13 protein-coding genes are annotated in these 19,027 nt (G+C 70.7%); 5 read left to right on the forward strand and 8 right to left on the reverse strand.

Going from position 1 to position 19,027, the window contains the following annotated elements; translation table 11 throughout:
- Positions 1-53: 53 nt before the first annotated feature.
- The gene (nfi, locus tag K5L01_RS01945) at positions 54-734 is read right to left on the reverse strand and encodes a deoxyribonuclease V (RefSeq protein ID WP_250061446.1); all 681 of its coding nucleotides are present in this window, start codon (positions 732-734) and stop codon (positions 54-56) included.
- 105 nt (positions 735-839) lie between these two features.
- On the opposite strand from nfi, the gene gpmA reads away from it, so the two are divergent.
- The gene (gpmA, locus tag K5L01_RS01950; RefSeq protein WP_336254070.1) at positions 840-1,589 is read left to right on the forward strand and encodes a 2,3-diphosphoglycerate-dependent phosphoglycerate mutase; all 750 of its coding nucleotides are present in this window, start codon (positions 840-842) and stop codon (positions 1,587-1,589) included.
- A gap of 151 nt (positions 1,590-1,740) precedes the next feature.
- On the opposite strand, the gene K5L01_RS01955 is transcribed toward gpmA, so the two are convergent.
- Positions 1,741-2,538 (reverse strand): AraC family transcriptional regulator, encoded by a 798-nt coding sequence (locus K5L01_RS01955; protein WP_250061450.1) that lies wholly within the window; start codon positions 2,536-2,538, stop codon positions 1,741-1,743.
- A gap of 74 nt (positions 2,539-2,612) precedes the next feature.
- On the opposite strand from K5L01_RS01955, the gene K5L01_RS01960 reads away from it, so the two are divergent.
- The 3 genes from K5L01_RS01960 to cls all read left to right on the forward strand — a co-directional run bounded on the left by K5L01_RS01960 (position 2,613) and on the right by cls (position 7,744).
- Positions 2,613-3,839, forward strand: a complete 1,227-nt coding sequence (locus tag K5L01_RS01960; protein ID WP_250061452.1) for an MFS transporter — start codon at positions 2,613-2,615, stop codon at positions 3,837-3,839.
- A 157-nt stretch (positions 3,840-3,996) separates the two neighbouring features.
- Complete coding sequence (locus K5L01_RS01965) at positions 3,997-6,084, forward strand: M13 family metallopeptidase (protein ID WP_250061454.1); 2,088 nt, start codon at positions 3,997-3,999, stop codon at positions 6,082-6,084.
- A 160-nt stretch (positions 6,085-6,244) separates the two neighbouring features.
- Positions 6,245-7,744 carry a cardiolipin synthase gene (cls, locus tag K5L01_RS01970; protein ID WP_250061456.1) on the forward strand — a complete coding sequence of 500 codons (1,500 nt, stop codon included), beginning with the start codon at positions 6,245-6,247 and terminating at the stop codon, positions 7,742-7,744.
- Positions 7,745-7,762: 18 nt separating this feature from the next.
- Here the strand turns inward: cls and K5L01_RS01975 are convergent, their stop codons facing one another.
- The 4 genes from K5L01_RS01975 to K5L01_RS01990 form a co-directional block, all read right to left on the reverse strand.
- The gene (locus K5L01_RS01975) at positions 7,763-8,383 is read right to left on the reverse strand and encodes an HD-GYP domain-containing protein (protein WP_250061458.1); all 621 of its coding nucleotides are present in this window, start codon (positions 8,381-8,383) and stop codon (positions 7,763-7,765) included.
- Positions 8,384-8,479: 96 nt separating this feature from the next.
- Entirely contained in the window at positions 8,480-11,953 is a 3,474-nt protein-coding gene (gene mfd, locus K5L01_RS01980; RefSeq protein ID WP_250061460.1) for a transcription-repair coupling factor, read from the reverse strand.
- Between the two features lie 62 nt (positions 11,954-12,015).
- On the reverse strand, positions 12,016-12,561 hold the full coding sequence (locus tag K5L01_RS01985; RefSeq protein WP_250061462.1) for a GNAT family N-acetyltransferase: 546 nt from the start codon (positions 12,559-12,561) through the stop codon (positions 12,016-12,018).
- Between the two features lie 96 nt (positions 12,562-12,657).
- The gene (locus tag K5L01_RS01990) at positions 12,658-13,539 is read right to left on the reverse strand and encodes a 23S rRNA (adenine(2030)-N(6))-methyltransferase RlmJ (RefSeq protein ID WP_250061464.1); all 882 of its coding nucleotides are present in this window, start codon (positions 13,537-13,539) and stop codon (positions 12,658-12,660) included.
- A 272-nt stretch (positions 13,540-13,811) separates the two neighbouring features.
- Between K5L01_RS01990 and K5L01_RS01995 the strand changes: the two genes are divergently transcribed.
- Positions 13,812-15,389 carry a M20/M25/M40 family metallo-hydrolase gene (locus K5L01_RS01995; protein WP_250063406.1) on the forward strand — a complete coding sequence of 526 codons (1,578 nt, stop codon included), beginning with the start codon at positions 13,812-13,814 and terminating at the stop codon, positions 15,387-15,389.
- 177 nt (positions 15,390-15,566) lie between these two features.
- Here K5L01_RS01995 and K5L01_RS02000 read toward each other — a convergent pair whose 3' ends face one another.
- Entirely contained in the window at positions 15,567-15,974 is a 408-nt protein-coding gene (locus tag K5L01_RS02000) for an acyl-CoA thioesterase (protein ID WP_250061466.1), read from the reverse strand.
- Positions 15,971-18,949 (reverse strand): excinuclease ABC subunit UvrA, encoded by a 2,979-nt coding sequence (gene uvrA, locus K5L01_RS02005; RefSeq protein WP_250061468.1) that lies wholly within the window; start codon positions 18,947-18,949, stop codon positions 15,971-15,973. The genes K5L01_RS02000 and uvrA overlap by 4 nt, the downstream gene beginning before the upstream one ends.
- Positions 18,950-19,027: the final 78 nt, after the last annotated feature.

A 19,027-nucleotide genomic window follows, 5' to 3' on the forward strand; every position in this document is an offset into this window, starting at 1 on the left:
CACCGCGGGCCGGTGCCGGCGCTCCGGCGGCAACGGACTGTTGCCGCGATGGATCAGGCCTGGCCATCGCGGCGCGAGGCGATGCGGTCGGCCAGCCGGGTAGGTTCGGGCAGCCGGTAGCGGGTGAGGCAGGCCAGCACCAGCGGCAGGCAGGCGGCCACCGACACATGGTGGCCCGGCGAGATGAACAGCGGATTGCAGCGCGGCTTGCTGCGCAGCACCCAGCCGACCTGGCGGCCCTTGTGGAACAGCGGTGTGTGGTCGCCGCGTTCCGGACCGGGGTCGGCGTACTCGCCGACCAGCCGGCGCTTGCCCACGCCGATGCTCGGCAGGCCGGTCAGCACGCCCAGGTGCGCGGCGATGCCGAGCCCGCGCGGGTGGGCGATGCCATGGCCATCGACCAGCACCAGCTGCGGCGGCTCCTGCAGCTGACGCAGCGCCTGCAGCACCGCAGGCAGCTCGCGGAAACTGAGCAGGCCGGGGATGTAGGGCAGGACGGTGGGCAGGCGCGCCAGCGTCGATTCGCGGAGCTGCAGGCCGGGGCCATCCACATGCACCGCGACCGCGCGGGTGATGCGGCCGGCGTCCTCGAAACCGCTGTCCACCCCGGCGACGCGCGCCGGCAGGCGGGGCACGCGGTCCTCCAGGTCCACGCGCGCCGCCAGTACATGCTGCAGGCGGCGCAGCCCGGCCAGGCTGGTGTCCTCCGGGAAAAGGCTGTGGATGGGCTCCATGGACGCAGACTGCCATGCTTCCCGTCGCTGCGCGGTGGACGGAGGGGGGCTGCTGCGATGCGGCTACAATCGGGCGCTTCCATCCACACAACCGGAGACCCCGCAGTGACCCGCAAACTCGTGCTGTTGCGCCATGGCCAGAGCCAGTGGAACCTCGACAACCGTTTCACCGGCTGGGTGGATGTGGCGCTGACCGAGCAGGGTCGCCGCGAAGCCGCCACTGCCGGCCGGTTGATGAAGGATGCCGGGCTGAAGTTCGATGCCGCGCACACCTCGGTGCTCAAGCGCGCCATCCACACCTTGCAGGGCGCGCTGGCCGAGCTGGACCAGGACTGGCTGCCGGTCGCCAAGTCCTGGCGCCTCAACGAGCGCCACTACGGGGGCCTGCAGGGCCTGGACAAGGCCGAGACCGCCGCCCGGCACGGCGAGGAACAGGTCAAGGTGTGGCGCCGTTCCTACGACATCCCGCCGCCGCCGATGGACCTGGAGGACCCGGGCCATCCGGTCCACGACCGCCGCTACGCGGGGCTGGACCGCAACGCGCTGCCGGCCACCGAATCGCTGGCCACCACCCTGGATCGCGTGCTGCCGTACTGGCACGACGCCATCGCCCCGCAGCTGAAGGAGGGCAGGACCGTGCTGGTCACCGCCCACGGCAACTCGCTGCGCGCGCTGTACAAGTACCTCAACAACGTCTCGCGCGAGGACATCCTCGAGCTCAACATCCCCACCGGCATCCCGCTGCTGTTCGAGCTGGACGACGATCTGGGCGTGCAGTCGTTCCGCTACCTGGGCGACCCGGAAGCGGCCAAGAAGGCGGCCGAGGCGGTCGCCAACCAGGGCAAGGCGAAGTAACGCCGGCCTGCTCGAAGCATCGAAACACCCGGCCTCGGCCGGGTGTTTGCGTTCCGGGCTTCCACGTCCGCCGGCCATCCAGCGCTCCCGCGGCATGGCCGGTTGATCGCCGCCGGTCCGCGCTCCGCCGGCTGGCCTGCAGGGTGGCGGCTCAACGGAAGAACTGGCTCGGGGTCAGCCCGAAGCGGCGCTTGAACATGGTGCTGAACGCGCTGGGGCTCTCATAGCCCAGCGCCAGTGCGACATCGATGACCTTCTCGCCGACCGCCAGCCGTTCCAGCGCGCGCAGCAGCCGCGCCTGCTGCCGCCATTGGCCGAAGGTCATGCCCAGCTCGCGCGCGCACAGCCGCTGGATCGTCTTCACGTCCACCCGCAGGCGGTCGGCCCAGTCCCGCAGGGTCGAGGGATCGTCCGGGTGCCGTTCCAGCTGGCGTCCGATCAGGCGCAGGCGCGGGTCGGCCGGCTCGGGCAGGTGCAGCGGCAGCGCCGGCAGGGCCTGGATCTCGTCCAGGATCAGGCGCATCAGGCGGCCGTCGCGCGAGTCCTCGCGGTACGGCTGGACGACACCGGCGGCGGCCCGGATCAGCGCCGCCAGCAGTGGCGTGACCGACACCGCCGAGGCGCCGGCGGGCGGCTGCGGCATCGCGGTGGGCGCCAGGTACAGGCTGCGCATCTGCACCTGGCCGATGCAGTGCACCTGGTGGTCGATGCCGGCGGGAATCCAGATCGCCCGGGTGCTCGGGACCACCCAGCGGCCCATGCCGGCGCGCACCACCAGTACCCCGGATTCGGCATAGACCAGCTGGTGGCGGTCGGGATGGTGGTGCAGCGGGATCAGGGTGCCCGGGGCATAGGCGCGGGCGGTGCTGTACACCGCGGTGTCGACGGGCGCGGGCAGCGGCAGGCGCTGCCCGCGGCGCCCGCCAATGTCCTTTTCAAGAGGCTGCATGACCATATCGCGCAGGAAGGGCGTCGGGGGCGACCTTATCATGCTGGCCGCTCCCCCCCGTTTCCGGTACCGCCATGTCCTCCGCCGCCCCCTCCGTCACCGTTTCCCCGCCTGCCGGGCGCCGCCCGCTGGCCGTGGGCGTGCTGGCCGCGATCAGCAGCTCGCACCTGGTCAACGACATGATGCAGTCGCTGATCCTGGCGCTGTATCCGATCTTCAAGGGCCAGTTCAACCTGAGCTTCGCCCAGATCGGCCTGATCACGCTGACCTACCAGCTCACCGCGTCGTTGTTCCAGCCGTTGATCGGCCTGCGTACCGACCGGCGGCCGGCACCGTATTCCCTGCCGATCGGCATGACCTCCACCCTGTGCGGCCTGCTGCTGCTGGCCTATGCGCCCAATTTCGGCACGGTGCTGGCCGCGGCGATGCTGGTCGGCATCGGCTCGGCCATCTTCCACCCGGAATCCTCGCGCATCGCCCGGCTTGCCTCGGGCGGCCGCCATGGGCTGTCGCAGTCGGTGTTCCAGCTGGGCGGCAACGCCGGCACCGCCATCGGCCCGCTGCTGGCCGCGGCGGTGATCGCGCCCAATGGCCAGCGCAGCGTGGCCTGGTTCGGCGGTGCCGCATTGATCGGCATCTGCCTGTTGACCTATGTCGGGCGCTGGTACCAGCAGCACCTGCGCGCCAGCGCGGCGCGTCCGGCGCCGGTGGCGGCGGCGAACGAGGCGCGCTTGCCGCCGCGCACCGTGGCCTGGGTGATCGTGGTGCTGCTGGTGCTGATCTTCAGCAAGTACTTCTACATCGCCGGCCTGAGCAGCTACTACACCTTCTACCTGATGCAGAAGTTCCAGGTGTCGGTGCAGAGCGCGCAGCTGCACCTGTTCGGCTTCCTCGCGGCCTCGGCGGCCGGCACCCTGATCGGCGGCCCGGTGGGCGACCGCATCGGCCGCAAGCCGGTGATCTGGGCCTCGATCCTGGGCGTGGCGCCGTTCGCGCTGATCCTGCCCTACGCCAACCTGGAATGGACCACGCTGTTGACCCTGATCATCGGCTTCGTGCTGTCCTCGGCGTTCTCGGCGATCCTGGTGTATGCGCAGGAACTGATGCCGCACCGCATCGGCACCGTGTCCGGGCTGTTCTTCGGCTTCGCCTTCGGCATGGGCGGCCTGGGCGCGGCGGTGCTGGGCGTGCTGGCCGACCACACCAGCATCCTCTGGGTCTACAAGGTGATCTCGTTCCTGCCGTTGCTGGGCATGGTGGCGGCGTTCCTGCCGCGGTCGCCGGCCTCGCCGGGGAACTGAGCCACGCCCGGCCGGGACACGGGCCCGCGCGCGCGGTCCGGGTCCAGCTGCTGGCACGCATGACCTTCGGCCTAGCCGGAGGCGGGGGCCATCGCCTACGCTCGGGGATTGGCCGCGCGCAGCCGCGGTGTTCCCTGTGTTGTCCCGGAGATTCCGCATGACCCTTTCCCGATTCGTTCCGCTGTCCCTGACCGTCGCCATCGCCGCCTCGCTGGCGGCGTGCGGCAAGACCGAGGCCCCGGCCGCCGACGCGGCCCGGCCGGGGTTCGACCCGGCGCAGATCAAGACGCCGTCGGTGGCGTTCAACGCCGGCGACCTCGACCTGTCGGCATCGGCCTGCACGGACCTGGACGCGTTCGTCAACGGCAACTGGCTCAAGGCCAACCCGGTGCCGGGCGACCAGACCACCTGGGGCAGCTTCGAGATCCTGCGCGAACGGTCGCTGGAAGTGCAGCGCGCGCTGGTCGAGCAGGCCGCGGCGGCCAGCGCCAAGGCCGGCACCGTGGAAGCGCAGATCGGCGACCTCTGGAAGAGCGGTTCGGACGAGGCCGCCATCGAGGCGGCGGGCATCGCGCCGCTGCAGCCGGAGCTGGACCGGATCGCCGCGCTGGACGACGGCGCGGCCATCGCCGGCTACCTGCGCGAAGCCTATGCGCAGGGCCGGGGGTTCCTGTTCTCGCTGTACGCCAGCCCGGACTTCAAGGATTCGGCCAACGTCATCGCCTATGTCGGCCAGGGCGGCCTGGGCCTGCCGGAGAAGGGCTACTACTTTGATGATTCGCAGGCGGGGATCCGCGAGGCCTATGTCGGCTACATCGAGAAGCTGCTGGCGCTGTCCGGGATCGAGGCCGCGCAGGCCAAGGAGCAGGCCAGGGCGGTGATGGACTTCGAGACCCGCCTGGCCAAGGCCTCGCTGTCGCGCATCGAGCTGCGCGACCCGGCCAAGCGCTACAACCCGCTCAGCGCCGCCGACGCCGACAGGCAGACCCCGCACTTCAGCTGGACCGCGCTGTTCGACGCGCTGGAGGTGCCGGCCAAGGACAAGTTCTCGCTGGCGCAGCCGGGCTTCTTCGCCGAACTGGACACGATGCTCGCCGAGGTGCCGGCCACGACCTGGCAGGCCTACCTGCGCTTCCACACCGTGGACGGCGCGGCCCCGTACCTGAGCACGGCCTTCGAGCAGGCCAACTTCGACTTCTTCAGCAAGACCCTGCGCGGCCAGCAGGAGATGCAGCCCCGCTGGAAGCGGGTGCTGGAATCGGTGAACGGCGCGATGGGCGAGGCCCTGGGCCAGCTGTACGTGGACGCGGTGTTCCCGGCCGACTCGAAGGTGGCGATGGAACACCTGGTGGAGAACCTGTCGGTGGCGCTGAAGGCGCGGCTGGAGGCGCTGCCGTGGATGGGCGAGGACACCAAGAAGAAGGCGCTGGAGAAGTGGGCCAGCTTCACCCCGAAGATCGGCTACCCGGACAGGTGGCGCGACTGGTCGGGCCTGGCCACCCGGAGCGACAGCTACCTGGGCAACATGCAGGCCGCGCGCGCGTTCAACTACCGCTACATGCTCGACAAGATCGGCAAGCCGGTGGACAAGACCGAATGGGGCATGACCCCGCAGACGGTCAACGCCTACTACAACGCGGCCAAGAACGAGATCGTGTTCCCGGCGGCGATCCTGCAGCCGCCGTTCTTCGACGCCAAGGCCGACCCGGCGCTGAACTACGGCGGCATCGGCGCGGTGATCGGCCACGAGATGATGCACGGCTATGACGACTCGGGCAGCCAGTTCGCCGCCAACGGCAACTTCGACAACTGGTGGACCGACGCCGACCGCAAGGCCTTCGACGCCCGCACCGACAAGCTGGTGGCGCAGTTCGACGGCTATGAATCGCTGCCGGGCGTCCATGTCAAGGGCCGGCTGACCCTGGGCGAGAACATCGGCGACCTCGGCGGCCTGACCGTGGCCTACGACGCGCTGCAGGTGGCGCTGGAGGAAGACCCGTCCCGCAACGTCGACATCGACGGCTACAGCCAGGACCAGCGCTTCTTCATGAACTGGGCCACGGTATGGCGCCGCAACTTCACCGAGGGCGAGCTGCGCGTGCGCCTGAACACCGATCCGCACGCGCCGGCCAACTTCCGCGCCAACGGTGCGCCGTCGAACATGCCGTCCTTCGCCGCGGCGTTCCAGTGCAAGGCCGGCGACGCGATGGTGCGCGGCGACGACCAGCGGGTGGTCATCTGGTAAGCCGCGCCGGCGTCTGAGCCGTACCAGGAAGGGCCCGGCAACGCCGGGCCCTTCCGTCTGCGGGTGGTGCCCTGCGGGCGGCGGCCACGCCGCGCGCACGGACGTGGTATTGATCGGGGCGCCGCGACGTGCGGCAGGTCATCGATCACGAGGAGATTGCATGGTGCCGGGCGCCGACGAGCCGCACGCGTTGCTGCAGCTGGGAATCACCGCGGTCACCTTCGCGGCGCACCTGGCGGTCGCCGCCCGCGCGTTGACCCGCCCCAACCGCACGCCGGCCTCGCGGGCCGCGTGGGTGGCGGTGATCATGCTCGCGCCGTTGCTGGGCATGGTGGCCTACCTGTTGCTGGGCGAGACGTCCATCGGCCGCGCGCGCTTCCGGCGCGTGGAACAGGCCCTGCGGCGGATGAGCGCCGCGGCCGCGGCGGCACCGGCGACGGCACTGGCCGGCGTGCCCGAGCGCGCCCTGCCGGTGCTGGGACTGGCCGGGACGGTCAACGGCCTGCCGGCGCTGGGCGGCAACCGGATAGTGCTGCTCGGCGACGAGGACAGCCGGGCCGACGCGCCGGAGCGCGATTGCCGGGCCGCGCTGGACACCCTGGTGGCCGACATCGAGCAGGCCCGCGAGAGCGTGCACATCGCCTTCTACATCTGGCTGGACGATACCGCGGGCGGCCGCGTGGCCGATGCGGTGGCGGCGGCGGCACGGCGTGGCGTGGCGTGCCGGGTGATGGTCGATGCGCTGGGGTCGCGCGGATTCGTCGGTGGCCGGCGCTGGAAGCAGCTGGCGGCGGCGGGCGTGAAGCAGCTGAGGACGCTGGACGACATCAACCGCCTGCAGCACATCGCGTTCAGCCGCATGGACCTGCGCGACCACCGCAAGATCGTGGTGATCGACAACCGCATCGCCTACTGCGGCAGCCAGAACTGCGCCGATCCGGAGTTCCGCGTCAAAGCCGCGCATGCGCCGTGGATCGACCTGCTGCTGCGCTGCGAAGGGCCGGTGGTGGCGCAGTTCCAGTTCCTGTTCCTCAGCGGCTGGATCCCCAGCAGCGGCGAGGGCGGGCTGGAGGACTACCCGTTCGCGGCGGCACCGGCCGCGGCCGCCGGCGGCTGTGTCGCCCTGGCATTCCAGACCGGCCCGATCGCCCGGCACAACGCCATGGCCGACACCTTCGTGGCCTGCATCTACGCGGCCCGGCGCGAACTGGTGATCACCACCCCGTACTTCGTGCCGGACGAATCGATCCTGCGCGCGATCTGCGCGGCGCCGCGGCGCGGGGTGACGACCCGGCTGGTCCTGCCACGCCGCAACGACTCCTGGCTGGTCGGGCAGGCCAGCCGCAGCACCTACGCCGACCTCCTGCAGTGCGGCGTGGAGGTGTACGAATACCCGTTGGGCCTGCTGCACGCCAAGTCGATGACCGTCGATGGCGAGCTCAGCCTGGTGGGCTCGGCCAACATCGACCGCCGCAGCCTGGAGCTGAACTTCGAGAACAGCCTGCTGATCGCGGACCGCACGGTGACCGCGGCGATCCGCCGGCGGCAGGAAAAGTACCTGTCGGTGTCCACGCAGGTGACGCGCACCCAGGTCGCGGCCTGGTCCCTCGTCACCCGGTTGGTGCAGAACGCGGTGGCGATGATGTCGCCGGTGCTCTGAGGCCGGCGCCGCCGGGCGTCAGCCGGCGATCTCGGCGTGCTCGCGCAGCAGGCCCTGGAATTCACCGAACAGGCGGCGGTCGATCAGCCGGTCCTGCTCCCGGGACAGGATCGCGAGCGCGTCTTCCGAGCGCATCGGGCCGCGGTAGGGGCGCACCGAGGTCATCGCGTCGTAGCCGTCGGCGATGGTGAGGATGCGTGCCTCCAGCGGGATTTCCTCGCGCTGCAGGCCGTGCGGATAACCGCTGCCGTCCCAGGCCTCGTGGTGGTGCAGGATCAGTTTGGCGACCGCGGCCGCGTCGCTGCGCCCGGTGGCGGTGAACAGCCGCGCGCCGCGTTCGGGATGGGAGCGCATGGTTTCCATGCGCGCCTCGTCCAGGCGCCCGGGATGCAGCAGCACGTCGTCGCGGATGCCGATCTTGCCGACGTCGTGGAAGCGCGCGGCCAGCACCAGGTGCCCCAGGCGGGTATCGGACAGGCCGCAGTGGCGGCCCAGCGCCTCGGCGAGCTGCGACACGCGGTCGCAATGCTGGTCGGTGTAGCGGTCGCGCTCGTCCAGCGCGGCGGCAAGCACGGCGATGCCGCAGGTGGCGTGGTCCGGCGACAGGGGCAGGCCCGGGGATTCAGGGATCGGAAGCATTGGGCCCATGCCGTGGGGGAGACGGCCGGAACATGGCAAAGGAGGCGCTATTCTCCCTGTCGCCCGGGCTCCAGGCAATGGCGCCCGGGCGGCGGCTCAGGCCGCCGGGTGCAGGGTGGTCAGCAGCGCGCGCGCGGCATTGAAGCGGTCCGCGCCCTCGGGCAGCGGGTGCTTGACCCGCAGCTTGTCGGGGCCGTCCATCTGGTAGAGCCGGGGCTGCTTCTGGATCAGCTGAATCACCGCCATGGGGTCGATCCGCGGCTGCGCTTCGAACACGATGCGGCCGCCGTTCTCGCCCAGGTCCAGCTTGCGGATGCCCAGCGCCCCGGCCTGCAGCTTGAGTTCGGCGATGGCGAACAGGTGCTTGACCGCATCGGGCAGCAGGCCGAAGCGGTCGATCATCTCCACCTGCAGCTCGCGCAGGATGCCGCTGTCGCGCGCCGAACTGATGCGCTTGTACAGGGTCAGGCGGGTATGCACGTCGGGCAGGTAGTCGTCGGGGATCAGCGCCGGCACGTGCAGTTCGACCTCGGCGCCGCGCGCTTCCTCGCCCGCGTCCAGGTCGGGCAGCTTGCCGGACTTGATCGAGCGCACCGCGCGTTCCAGCAGCTCGGTGTACAGGCTGAAGCCGACCTCGGCCATCTGCCCGCTCTGGTCCTCGCCCAGCAGCTCGCCGGCGCCGCGGATCTCCAGGTCGTGGGTGGCCAGGGTGAAGCCGGCGCCGAGCTCGTCCATCGAGGCGATGGCCTCCAGGCGCTTGCGCGCGTCGGCGGTCATTGCGCGCTTGTCCGGCACCAGCAGGTAGGCATAGGCGCGGTGGTGCGAGCGCCCGACCCGGCCGCGCAGCTGGTGCAGCTGCGCCAGGCCGAAGCGGTCGGCACGGTTGATGATGATGGTGTTGGCGTTGGGGATGTCGATGCCCGATTCGATGATGGTGCTGGCCAGCAGCACGTTGAAGCGCTGCTTCTGGAAATCCAGCATCACCTTCTCCAGCTCGCGCTCGGGCATCTGCCCGTGGGCCATGCCGATGCGTGCCTCGGGCACCAGCTCGGACAGCTCGCGCTGCATGCGGCCCATGCTTTCCACGTCGTTGTGCAGGAAGTACAGCTGGCCGCCGCGGGCCAGCTCGCGCTGGAAGGCCTCGCGCAGCTGCGCGTTGTCCCAGGCGGTGATGAAGGTCTGCACCGCCAGCCGGTTCGGCGGCGGCGTGGCGATGATCGACAGGTCGCGCAGCCCGGCCATGGCCATGTTGAGCGTGCGCGGAATCGGCGTGGCGGTGAGCGTGAGCAGGTGCACGTTGGCGCGCAGCGCCTTGAGGGCCTCCTTCTGGCGCACGCCGAAGCGCTGTTCCTCGTCGACGATCACCAGGCCGAGGTCCTTGAACTTCACGTCCGGCTGCAGCAGCCGATGGGTGCCGACGATCACGTCGATCCCGCCGGCGGCCACGCGGTCCAGCTCGGCCTTGATCTCCTTGCTGCTCTTGAAGCGCGACAGTACCTCGACCTTGAGCGGATAGTCGGCGAAGCGGTCGCGGAAGCTGCGGTAGTGCTGCTCGGCCAGCAGCGTGGTCGGCACCAGCACCGCCACCTGCTTGCCGCCGCTGGCGGCGGCGAAGGCGGCGCGCACGGCGACTTCGGTCTTGCCGAAGCCGACGTCGCCGCAGACCACGCGGTCCATCGGCTGGCTGGACTGCAGGTCGCGCAGGGTGGCCTCGATCGCGGCCAGCTGGTCCGGGGTCTCCTCGAACGGGAAGCCGGCGGCGAACGGTTCGTACAGGGCACGGTCGATGTCCAGCGCGAGGCCGGCACGGGCCTGGCGGCGGGCCTGGATCTCCAGCAGTTCGGCAGCGACGTCGCGGACCTTCTCGGCGGCCTTGCGCTTGGCCTTGCTCCACTGCTCGCCGCCCAGCGAGTGCAGCGGCGCGGTGTCCGGCGAGGCGCCGGAATAGCGGTTGATCAGGTGCAGCTGCGCGACCGGCACATACAGCCGGTCGCCCTTGGCGTACTCGATCTCGAGGAACTCGCCGGGCATGCCGCCGACATCCATCGCCACCAGGCCGCGGTAGCGGCCGACGCCGTGGTCCTCGTGGACGATGGGCGCGCCCTCGGTCAGCTCGCCGAGATCGCGGATGATCGCCTCGGGCTCGCGCCCGGCGCGGCGCGCGCGGCGCGGATGCCCGGCGCGTTCGGGGAACAGCTGGCGCTCGGTGAGGACCGCCAGCGGCGGCTCGGCCAGGGCGAAGCCGTCGTCCAGCGGCGCCACGGTGATCGCGAAGCGCGGTGCGTCGTCGGCCAGGAACGCCGGCAACCCGGGCACCACCGGCGGGCGCAGGCCGGCGGCCTGCAGCACTTCCAGCAGCGCCTCGCGACGGCCCGGTGAATCGGCGGCGACCAGCACGCGCCCGGGATAGTGCTCGAGGAAGGAGGTCAGCGCCTGCGCGGCCGGCGCGTCCCGGGTGGCCACCGGCAACGGCGGCAGCGGCTGGTCGCCCAGCGCCTGCGCCTCGGCGATGCGCGGATGGTCGGCCGGCCACACGTCCACCCGCGGCTGCTTGTTGAACTGCTCGCGCAGGCTGTCCGGGGACTGGTAGATCTCCTCGGGCGGCAGCAGGGGCCGCTCGATGTCGTGGCGGCGCTGTTCGTAGCGGCTGCCGGCCTGGGCCCAGAAGGCCTCGGCGGCCTCGGACACGCCGCTGGCCACCACCGTCAGGAAGCCTTCAGGCAGGTAGTCGAACAGGGTGGCGGTCCGCTCGAAGAACAGCGGCATGAAGTACTCGATGCCGGCCGGCAGCACGCCCGACTTCAGGTCCTGGTACAGCGGGCTGCGGCGGGTATCCACGTCGAAGCGTTCGCGCAGCGTGGCCAGCACCTTGGCAAGGCTGGCCTCATCCATCGGTACCTCGCGGCCGGGCAGCATCCGCACCGCGGCGACCTTGTCCAGCGAGCGCTGCGACTCGGGGTCGAATTCGCGGATCGAATCGATGTCGGTATCCAGCAGCTCGATCCGCAGCGGTGCGCCGGCGCCCATCGGGTACACGTCCAGCAAACCGCCGCGCACGGCGAAGTCGCCCGGGTCCATCACCTGCGGCACGTTGCGGTAGCCGGCGCTTTCCAGCCGGCGCTTCTCCGCGTCCAGGTCCAGCCGCTGGCCGACCGCCAGGTCGAAGCTGCCGCCGACGATGAAACTCAGCGGCGCCAGCCGCTGCAGCAGCGTCTGCACCGGCACCACCACGATGCCGGCGTCCAGGGTGGGCAGCCGGTGCAGGGCCGCCAGCCGCTGCGAAAGGATGTCCGGGTGCGGGCTGAACTGGTCGTAGGGCAGGGTTTCCCAGTCGGGAAACGGCACCACCGGCAAGGCGCCTGCGGCGTCGCCCAGCAGGGTCTGCAGGTCGGCGACGGCCTGGTGCGCGCTGTGGTTGTCGCGGGCGACCAGCAGCAGCGGGCGGCCATGGGCCTGCGCGGCGCGGGCCACGTGCCAGGCCAGCGCGCTGCTGGAAACCGGGGCGCGCCACCAGGCGCGGAGCTGGCCCGCGCGGGGCAGCGGCGGAGTGGGAAAGTGGGGTGCGGACATGGACCGGCGATTTTATCAGACCCCGGCGCGCGGTCCGGAGCGGACGCGCGCCGGCGCCGGGATCAGCCGGCCAGGTCCAGTTCCATGCGCACCAGGCCGGGGGCGCCGGTGGGGTGCGGCACCTGCTTGAAACCGAGCGATGCGGCCAGTTGCAGCATCGGCTCGTTGTCCTGGGCGATATCGCCGTACAGCCGGTCCAGGAACTTGCCGCGGGCCCATTTCACCAGCTTGCGCATCAGCTGCCGCCCCAGCCCCTGGCCGGCGAGGAAGCGGCTGACCAGGATGGCGTACTCGGCGTCGCGGGTGCCGGGGATGACCGTGGCCCGCGCCACGGCGCCGACCAGCGCTTCGCCGGGAGGCAGCGGCTCGGCCGCGACCAGTGCGATCTCGGTCTTCGGGTTGGGGTGGGTCAGGCGCTGGGCGGTCTCGTCGGACAGCACGTCCACCGCCTGAAGGAAGCGGTCGCGGACTTCCTCCGGACCGAACAGTGCGAAGGCTCCCTGCAGCGGAGCCCCGTCTTCGGGGCGGATCGGGCGGATGAGCAGCTCGCGGCCGCTGGGCGCCTTGAAGTTTTCATGCCACGGGGGCATGCGGTTGCGGGTAGCCATGACTGCGGTTCCTCCAAAGTCCGCCGATTCTTGCATCTGCGGCGGTATTTTCTGTGAACACGGTTCAACCATGGACCGCCCCCGGGGGGCGTTGGTTCAGCCCCCGCTCTTGAGCCATTCCAGGCGGGTCGAGGCACCGTCCGCGCCCAGTTCGCGCTGCAGCGCGGGCAGCGCCGGGGCCAGCGCCTGGTCGAACTGCCAGGGGGGGTTGAGCAGCAGCATGCCGCTGCCGTTGAGGCGCAGCGGCGAGTCGTCCGGACGGACCAGCAGTTCGGCCACCAGCGCCGATTTGGCCGGCAGGGCGGCGGCCTTGCGGAAGAACGGCAGCAGGCTGCGGCGCTGCTTGATCGGGTACCACACCGCACACTGCGCCTGCGGCATGCGCGCCAGGACCTCGCGCAGGGCGGCGATGATCCGCGGGTATTCCGCGTCCTGCGCCTCGTAGGGGGGGTCGACCAGCACCAGCGCGCGGCCGATCCGGGTGCTGCCGGCACGCGGTGGCAGCAGGGCGCGGAGGCTTTCGTAGCCATCGGCGGCCAGCACCTGCACCCGGCGGTCGCGGGCGAACAGGACATCCAGGGCCGCCGCCTCCTCCGGCTGCAGCTCGCAGGCGGCCATCCGGTCCTGCTCGCGCAGGGCCTGGGCGGCCAGCAGCGGCGAGCCGGGGTAGGCGAGCAGCGCGCCGACCGGGTTGTCGGCCTGCACCGCGCGCAGGTAGCGCTCCACCACGGCGGGCAGGGAAGCGGCGCCCATCAGCCGTCCGATGCCGTCGTCCGCCTCGGCGGTCCTGCGGCCCGGACTGCCGTTCGGCAATCGAGGAGCCTCGGCCGACAGCAGGTAGCGGCCGCGTCCGGCATGGGTGTCGAGTACGAAGAACGGCGTGTCCTTGCGCTTGAGCGCGTCGATCAGCGCCAGCAGGACGATGTGCTTGAGCACGTCGGCATGGTTGCCGGCATGGAAGGCGTGGCGGTAGTTCATCGCCGCAGTGTACGGGCGCCGCCCGGGGCAGGCCATGGCGGCCTCGTCCGGGCGGCACGGGCGTCGAGACAGTCCGGGTGCCGGGACGCTGGCGGGGCGCCGCACGGGACGGTGGCCGGACGGGATTTCCCGGTGCGGCGGGCCGCCGCCACGACGGGCCTGCCGCCGCGCGACCATGACCATTGGCCGGCTCCGGCAGGGACGCTGCTGGCTACACTCGGGCCTTTGCCGTGATCGGCCGCGGGCCGGGGGAAGTGATGATCAAACGATGCATGCTGGCAGTGGGCATGGGGCTGGCGTTCGTGGGCAGCGCGGGCGCGGCCGAGAAGGTGGACCTGGAGATGGTGGGCAAGATCCGCCAGGAAGCGTTCCACCGCTCGCAGGTGATGGACACCTTCTCGCACCTGACCGAAAGCATCGGCCCGCGGCTGACCAACTCCCCGGCCATGGCCCGCGCCAATGCCTGGACGCGGCAGAAGTTCGGCGAGTGGGGACTGGTCGACGTGCACGATGAGGCGTTCGAGGACTTCGGCCGTGGCTGGGAGTTCGATTCGGCCAGCGTGGAGATGCTGGCCCCGCGCATGGCGCCGCTGTACGCCCTGCCCAAGGCCTGGACCCCGGGCACCGCGGGCACGGTCGAGGGCGAGGTGGTCAAGGTCGAGATCAAGAAGCTGGCCGACCTGGAGAAGTACAAGGGCACGCTGCGCGGCAAGATCCTGCTGCTGGGCGATGCGCGCGAGTACAAGCGCGGCACCGAGCCGGATTCGCACCGGCACGACGCGACCTCGCTGGAAGGGCTGCAGACGTTCGCCATCCCCGGCGGCAGCGACACCGACCGCGCCAAGCGGGTCAAGGAGTTCGCCGAACGCCAGGAGCTGGCGCGCGCCACCAATGCGTTCTTCGCCGAGGAAGGGGCGCTGGCCGCCCTCAGCATCAGCGGCTGGGACAACGGCATCATCCGCGTCGGCGGCGGCGGTTCGCGCAAGGCCGGCGAGCCGGTGGGCATTCCCGAACTGGCGATGATCGCCGAGCACTACAACCAGCTGGCGCGCGCGCTGGAGCGCGAGCAGCCGGTACGGGTGCGGGTCAATGTCGCCGCGCGCTTCACCGACGACAGCGACCAGCCCGGGCACAACACCGTGGCCGAGATCCGCGGCAGCGGCAAGGCCGACGAGATCGTGATGCTCGGCGCGCACATGGACTCCTGGCACACCGGTACCGGCGCGGCCGACAACGCCGCCGGCGTGGCGGTGATGATGGAGGCCATGCGCATCCTCAAGGCGGTGGGCGCCAAGCCCCGGCGCACCATCCGCGTGGCGCTGTGGAGCGGCGAGGAGCAGGGCCTGATCGGTTCGCAGGCGTATGTCGCACGGCATTTCGCGAACTACCCGGAGCCGACCGACCCGGCGCAGAAGGCACTGCCGGCCTCGCTGCGCGAACCGACCGGGCCGCTGCGCCGGCTGCGCGACTACGAGAAGTTCTCCGTGTACTTCAACATGGACAACGGCTCGGGCCGCTTCCGCGGCATCTATGCCCAGGAGAACATCGCCGCGATGCCGATCTTCGAGGAGTGGCTGAAGCCGTTCCACGATGTCGGCGCCACCACCGTGGTCAGCCGCAACACCGGCAGCACCGACCACATCAGCTTCGACCGCGTCGGCCTGCCCGGCTTCCAGTTCATCCAGGACCGTCTGGACTATTTCAGCAATGTCCACCACAGCAACCTGGACACCTGGGACCACGCCGAGCCGGAAGACCTGAAGCAGGCGGCGGCGATCGTGGCCGCGTTCGTCTACAACGCCGCCATGCGCGACGAGAAGATGCCGCGCAAGCCGCTGCTGGAAGACTGAGCGCGCTGCAATCCGGAAAGGACCCGGGGCCGCTCTGCGGCCCCGGGTCTTTCTGTACCGGGGCAGGCGCCGTCGAGCCGGGCAACCGGCAGGCGCGGCGCCGGGGACTGATGACGTTGGGGCCGCCAGCGCGGTGAGGGCCTGGCCGGCGCGCTTCCCGCGTTTCGGAAGCCGCTCTCAGCTGGACGCCGCGCGCACCGCGTCCGGCAGCGGCGCGCTCCGGCCGGTCTGCGTGTCCATCCACACCACCACCACGTTGCCGTCCGAGTACAGGCGCGCGGGGTCCTTCTGGTCGACGATGCGGTGGCCGATGGTGACGCTGCTGTTGCCGAGGCGCTCGACGAACAGTTCCACCACGATGTCGTTGGGCCACACGATCGGCAGGCGGTAGTTGATGTGGGTGTTGGCCACCACCGGGGCGATGCGGTCGTTCATCGATACCCCGTCCACGCCCAGCATCCAGCGCACGCGGGCTTCCTCGAGGAAGGACACGTACTTGGCGTTGTTGACGTGGCCCATCGCGTCCATGTCGCGCCAGCGTACGCTGATCGGAACGCGGGCCAGTTGCTTGGGTTCGCTGCTCATGGGGATACCTTCTGCTTGCGGGGCGTGGCGGTCTTCTTGGCCGCCGTCTTGTTTGCCGTCGTCTTGCCGGCGGTCTTCGACTTGCGTGGGGGCCGCGCGTCCGGCTTGTTGGCCACCGCGGCCGGTTGTTCCGGGCGGGCCTGGGTGGACGGCAGCATGCGTGCCAGGAACTGGCCGGTGTACGACTGCGGGCAGGCGGCCACGTCCTCGGGGGTGCCGGCGACCAGCAGCGTGCCGCCGCGGTGGCCGCCTTCCGGGCCGAGGTCGACGATCCAGTCGGCGGTCTTGATGACGTCCAGGTTGTGCTCGATCACCACCACCGTGTTGCCCTCGTCGCGCAGCTTGTGCAGCACGCCGAGCAGGGCCTCGATGTCGTGGAAGTGCAGGCCGGTGGTCGGTTCGTCGAGGATGTAGAGCGTGCGCCCGGTATCGCGCCGCGACAGTTCCTTGGACAGCTTGACGCGCTGGGCCTCGCCGCCGGACAGGGTGGTGGCGCTCTGGCCGAGCTTGATGTAGCTCAGGCCCACGTCGACCAGCGTCTCCAGCTTGCGGGCGATGGCCGGGACCGGCTGGAACAGCATCAGCGCGTCCTCCACGGTCATTTCCAGCACGTCGTTGATGGTGTGGCCCTTGTAGAGGATCTCCAGCGTCTCGCGGTTGTAGCGCTTGCCGTGGCAGACGTCGCAGGGCACGTAGACGTCGGGCAGGAAGTGCATCTCCACCTTGATCAGGCCGTCGCCCTGGCAGGCCTCGCAGCGGCCGCCGCGCACGTTGAAACTGAAGCGGCCCGGCGAGTAGCCGCGCGCGCGCGCCTCGGGCACCTGCGCGAACAGCTCGCGCAGCGGCGTGAACAGGCCGGTGTAGGTGGCGGGGTTGGAGCGCGGGGTGCGGCCGATCGGCGACTGGTCGATGTCCACCACCTTGTCGAACAGGTCCAGGCCGTCGACCTCCCGGTACGGTGCGATCGGGTGCGAGGCGCCGTTGATCTCGTTGGCGGCCAGCGAGAACAGGGTGTCGTTGATCAGCGTGGACTTGCCGGAGCCGGACACGCCGGTGACGCAGGTGAGCAGGCCCGAGGGAATCGCGAGGTCCACGTTCTTGAGGTTGTTGCCGCTGGCGCCGCGCAGGTGCAGGGTCATCTTCGGGTTGGGCTTGTGCCGGCGCGCCGGGATCTCGATCGCACGCTTGCCCGACAGGTACTGGCCGGTCAGCGAACGCGGCGCGTCCAGGATGTCCTGCAGGCTGCCCTGGCCGACGATCTCGCCGCCGTGCACGCCCGCGCCCGGACCGATGTCCAGCACGTAGTCGGCCAGGCGGATGGCGTCCTCGTCGTGCTCGACCACGATCACCGTGTTGCCGAGGTCGCGCAGGCGGGTCAGGGTGCCGAGCAGGCGCTCGTTGTCGCGCTGGTGCAGGCCGATGGACGGCTCGTCGAGCACGTACATCACCCCGACCAGGCCGGCGCCGATCTGCGAAGCCAGGCGGATGCGCTGCGCCTCGCCGCCGGACAGCGTGTCGGCCTTGCGCTCGAGCGTGAGGTAGTCCAGGCCGACATCGACCAGGAAGCCGAGCCGCTCGCTGATCTCCTTGACGATCTTGGCGGCGATCTCGCCGCGCCAGCCCGGCAGGCTCAGTTCGCCGAAGAAGCGCTTGGCCTCGTCGATCGGCAGCACCGCCAGCTCCGGCAGGGGCCGGTCGGCGACGAACACGTTGCGGGCGGCCTTGTTCAGGCGCGCGCCGCCGCACTCGGGGCAGGGCCGCTCGCTGATGAACTTGGCCAGTTCCTCGCGCACCGCCGGCGATTCGGTCTCGCGGTAGCGGCGCTCGAGGTTGGGAATGATGCCCTCGAAGCGGTGCTTGCGCTGGCTGCGGCCGCCGTTCTCGGTGAAGTAGGTGAAGGTGATCTGCTCCTCGCCGCTGCCGTACAGCACCGCCTGGCGGACCGCCTCGGGCAGCGACTGCCAGGGCGCGTCCACGTCGAACGCGTAGTGCTTGGCCAGCGAGGCGATCAGCTGGAAGTAATAGGCGTTGCGGCGGTCCCAGCCGCGCACCGCGCCCGCGGCCAGCGACAGCTCCGGGTGCACGACCACGCGGGCGGGGTCGAAGAACTCGGCCATGCCCAGGCCGTCGCAGCCCGGGCAGGCGCCGACCGGCGAGTTGAACGAGAACAGCCGCGGTTCCAGCTCCGGCAGCGCGTAGTCGCAGACCGGGCAGCTGTACTTGGAGGAGAACAGCTGCGGCACCGCCTGGGCATCGTCCAGCGACTGCACGGTGGCCATGCCGTCGCCCAGCTTGAGCGCGGTCTCGAAGCTCTCCGCCAGGCGCTGCTTCAGGTCCTCGCGCGGCCGGAAGCGGTCGATCACCGCTTCGATGGTGTGCTTCTGGCGCAGCGCCAGCGTGGGGACCGCGTCGATCTCGTGCAGTTCGCCGTCCACGCGCACCCGCACGAAGCCCTGCGCGCGCAGCTGGTCGAACACCTGCGCATGCTCGCCCTTGCGCTCGCGCACCACCGGCGCCAGCAGCATCCAGCGCTGCTCGCCGTCGAGTGCCAGCACCTGGTCGACCATCTGGCTGACGGTCTGCGCCTCCAGCGGGTAGCCGTGGTCCGGGCAGCGCGGGCTGCCGACGCGGGCGTACAGCAGGCGCAGGTAGTCGTAGATCTCGGTGATGGTGCCCACGGTCGAGCGCGGGTTGTGCGAGGTGGACTTCTGCTCGATCGAGATCGCCGGCGACAGGCCCTCGATATGGTCCAGGTCGGGCTTCTCCATCACGCTCAGGAACTGCCGCGCGTAGGCCGACAGCGATTCCACATAGCGGCGCTGGCCCTCGGCGTAGATGGTGTCGAAGGCCAGCGAGGACTTGCCCGAGCCGGACAGCCCGGTGATCACGATCAGCTTGTCGCGCGGCAGGTCGAGGTCGATGTTCTTGAGGTTGTGCGTCCGCGCACCGCGGATGCGGATGAAATCCATCGCCATGGGAAATCCGTTCTTGGCCGCGGCCGGGGGTGCCGGCATGCGGGGGTGTGGAGGGCCGGGAACATGTTCAGGCCGCGT

The organism is Stenotrophomonas mori (assembly GCF_023556335.1).
Lineage (GTDB): Bacteria > Pseudomonadota > Gammaproteobacteria > Xanthomonadales > Xanthomonadaceae > Stenotrophomonas > Stenotrophomonas mori.

Bases quoted from the DNA above. Each gene is read 5' to 3' on its own strand.
- nfi (WP_250061446.1), bottom strand. From the start codon at position 734: ATGGAGCCCATCCACAGCCTTTTCCCGGAGGACACCAGCCTGGCCGGG.
- K5L01_RS01955 (WP_250061450.1), bottom strand. From the start codon at position 2,538: ATGCAGCCTCTTGAAAAGGACATTGGCGGGCGCCGCGGGCAGCGCCTG.
- K5L01_RS01960 (WP_250061452.1), top strand. From the start codon at position 2,613: ATGTCCTCCGCCGCCCCCTCCGTCACCGTTTCCCCGCCTGCCGGGCGC.
- K5L01_RS01965 (WP_250061454.1), top strand. From the start codon at position 3,997: ATGACCCTTTCCCGATTCGTTCCGCTGTCCCTGACCGTCGCCATCGCC.
- cls (WP_250061456.1), top strand. From the start codon at position 6,245: ATGGTGCCGGGCGCCGACGAGCCGCACGCGTTGCTGCAGCTGGGAATC.
- K5L01_RS01975 (WP_250061458.1), bottom strand. From the start codon at position 8,383: ATGCTTCCGATCCCTGAATCCCCGGGCCTGCCCCTGTCGCCGGACCAC.
- mfd (WP_250061460.1), bottom strand. From the start codon at position 11,953: ATGTCCGCACCCCACTTTCCCACTCCGCCGCTGCCCCGCGCGGGCCAG.
- K5L01_RS01985 (WP_250061462.1), bottom strand. From the start codon at position 12,561: ATGGCTACCCGCAACCGCATGCCCCCGTGGCATGAAAACTTCAAGGCG.
- K5L01_RS01990 (WP_250061464.1), bottom strand. From the start codon at position 13,539: ATGAACTACCGCCACGCCTTCCATGCCGGCAACCATGCCGACGTGCTC.
- K5L01_RS01995 (WP_250063406.1), top strand. From the start codon at position 13,812: ATGCTGGCAGTGGGCATGGGGCTGGCGTTCGTGGGCAGCGCGGGCGCG.
- K5L01_RS02000 (WP_250061466.1), bottom strand. From the start codon at position 15,974: ATGAGCAGCGAACCCAAGCAACTGGCCCGCGTTCCGATCAGCGTACGC.
- uvrA (WP_250061468.1), bottom strand. From the start codon at position 18,949: ATGGCGATGGATTTCATCCGCATCCGCGGTGCGCGGACGCACAACCTC.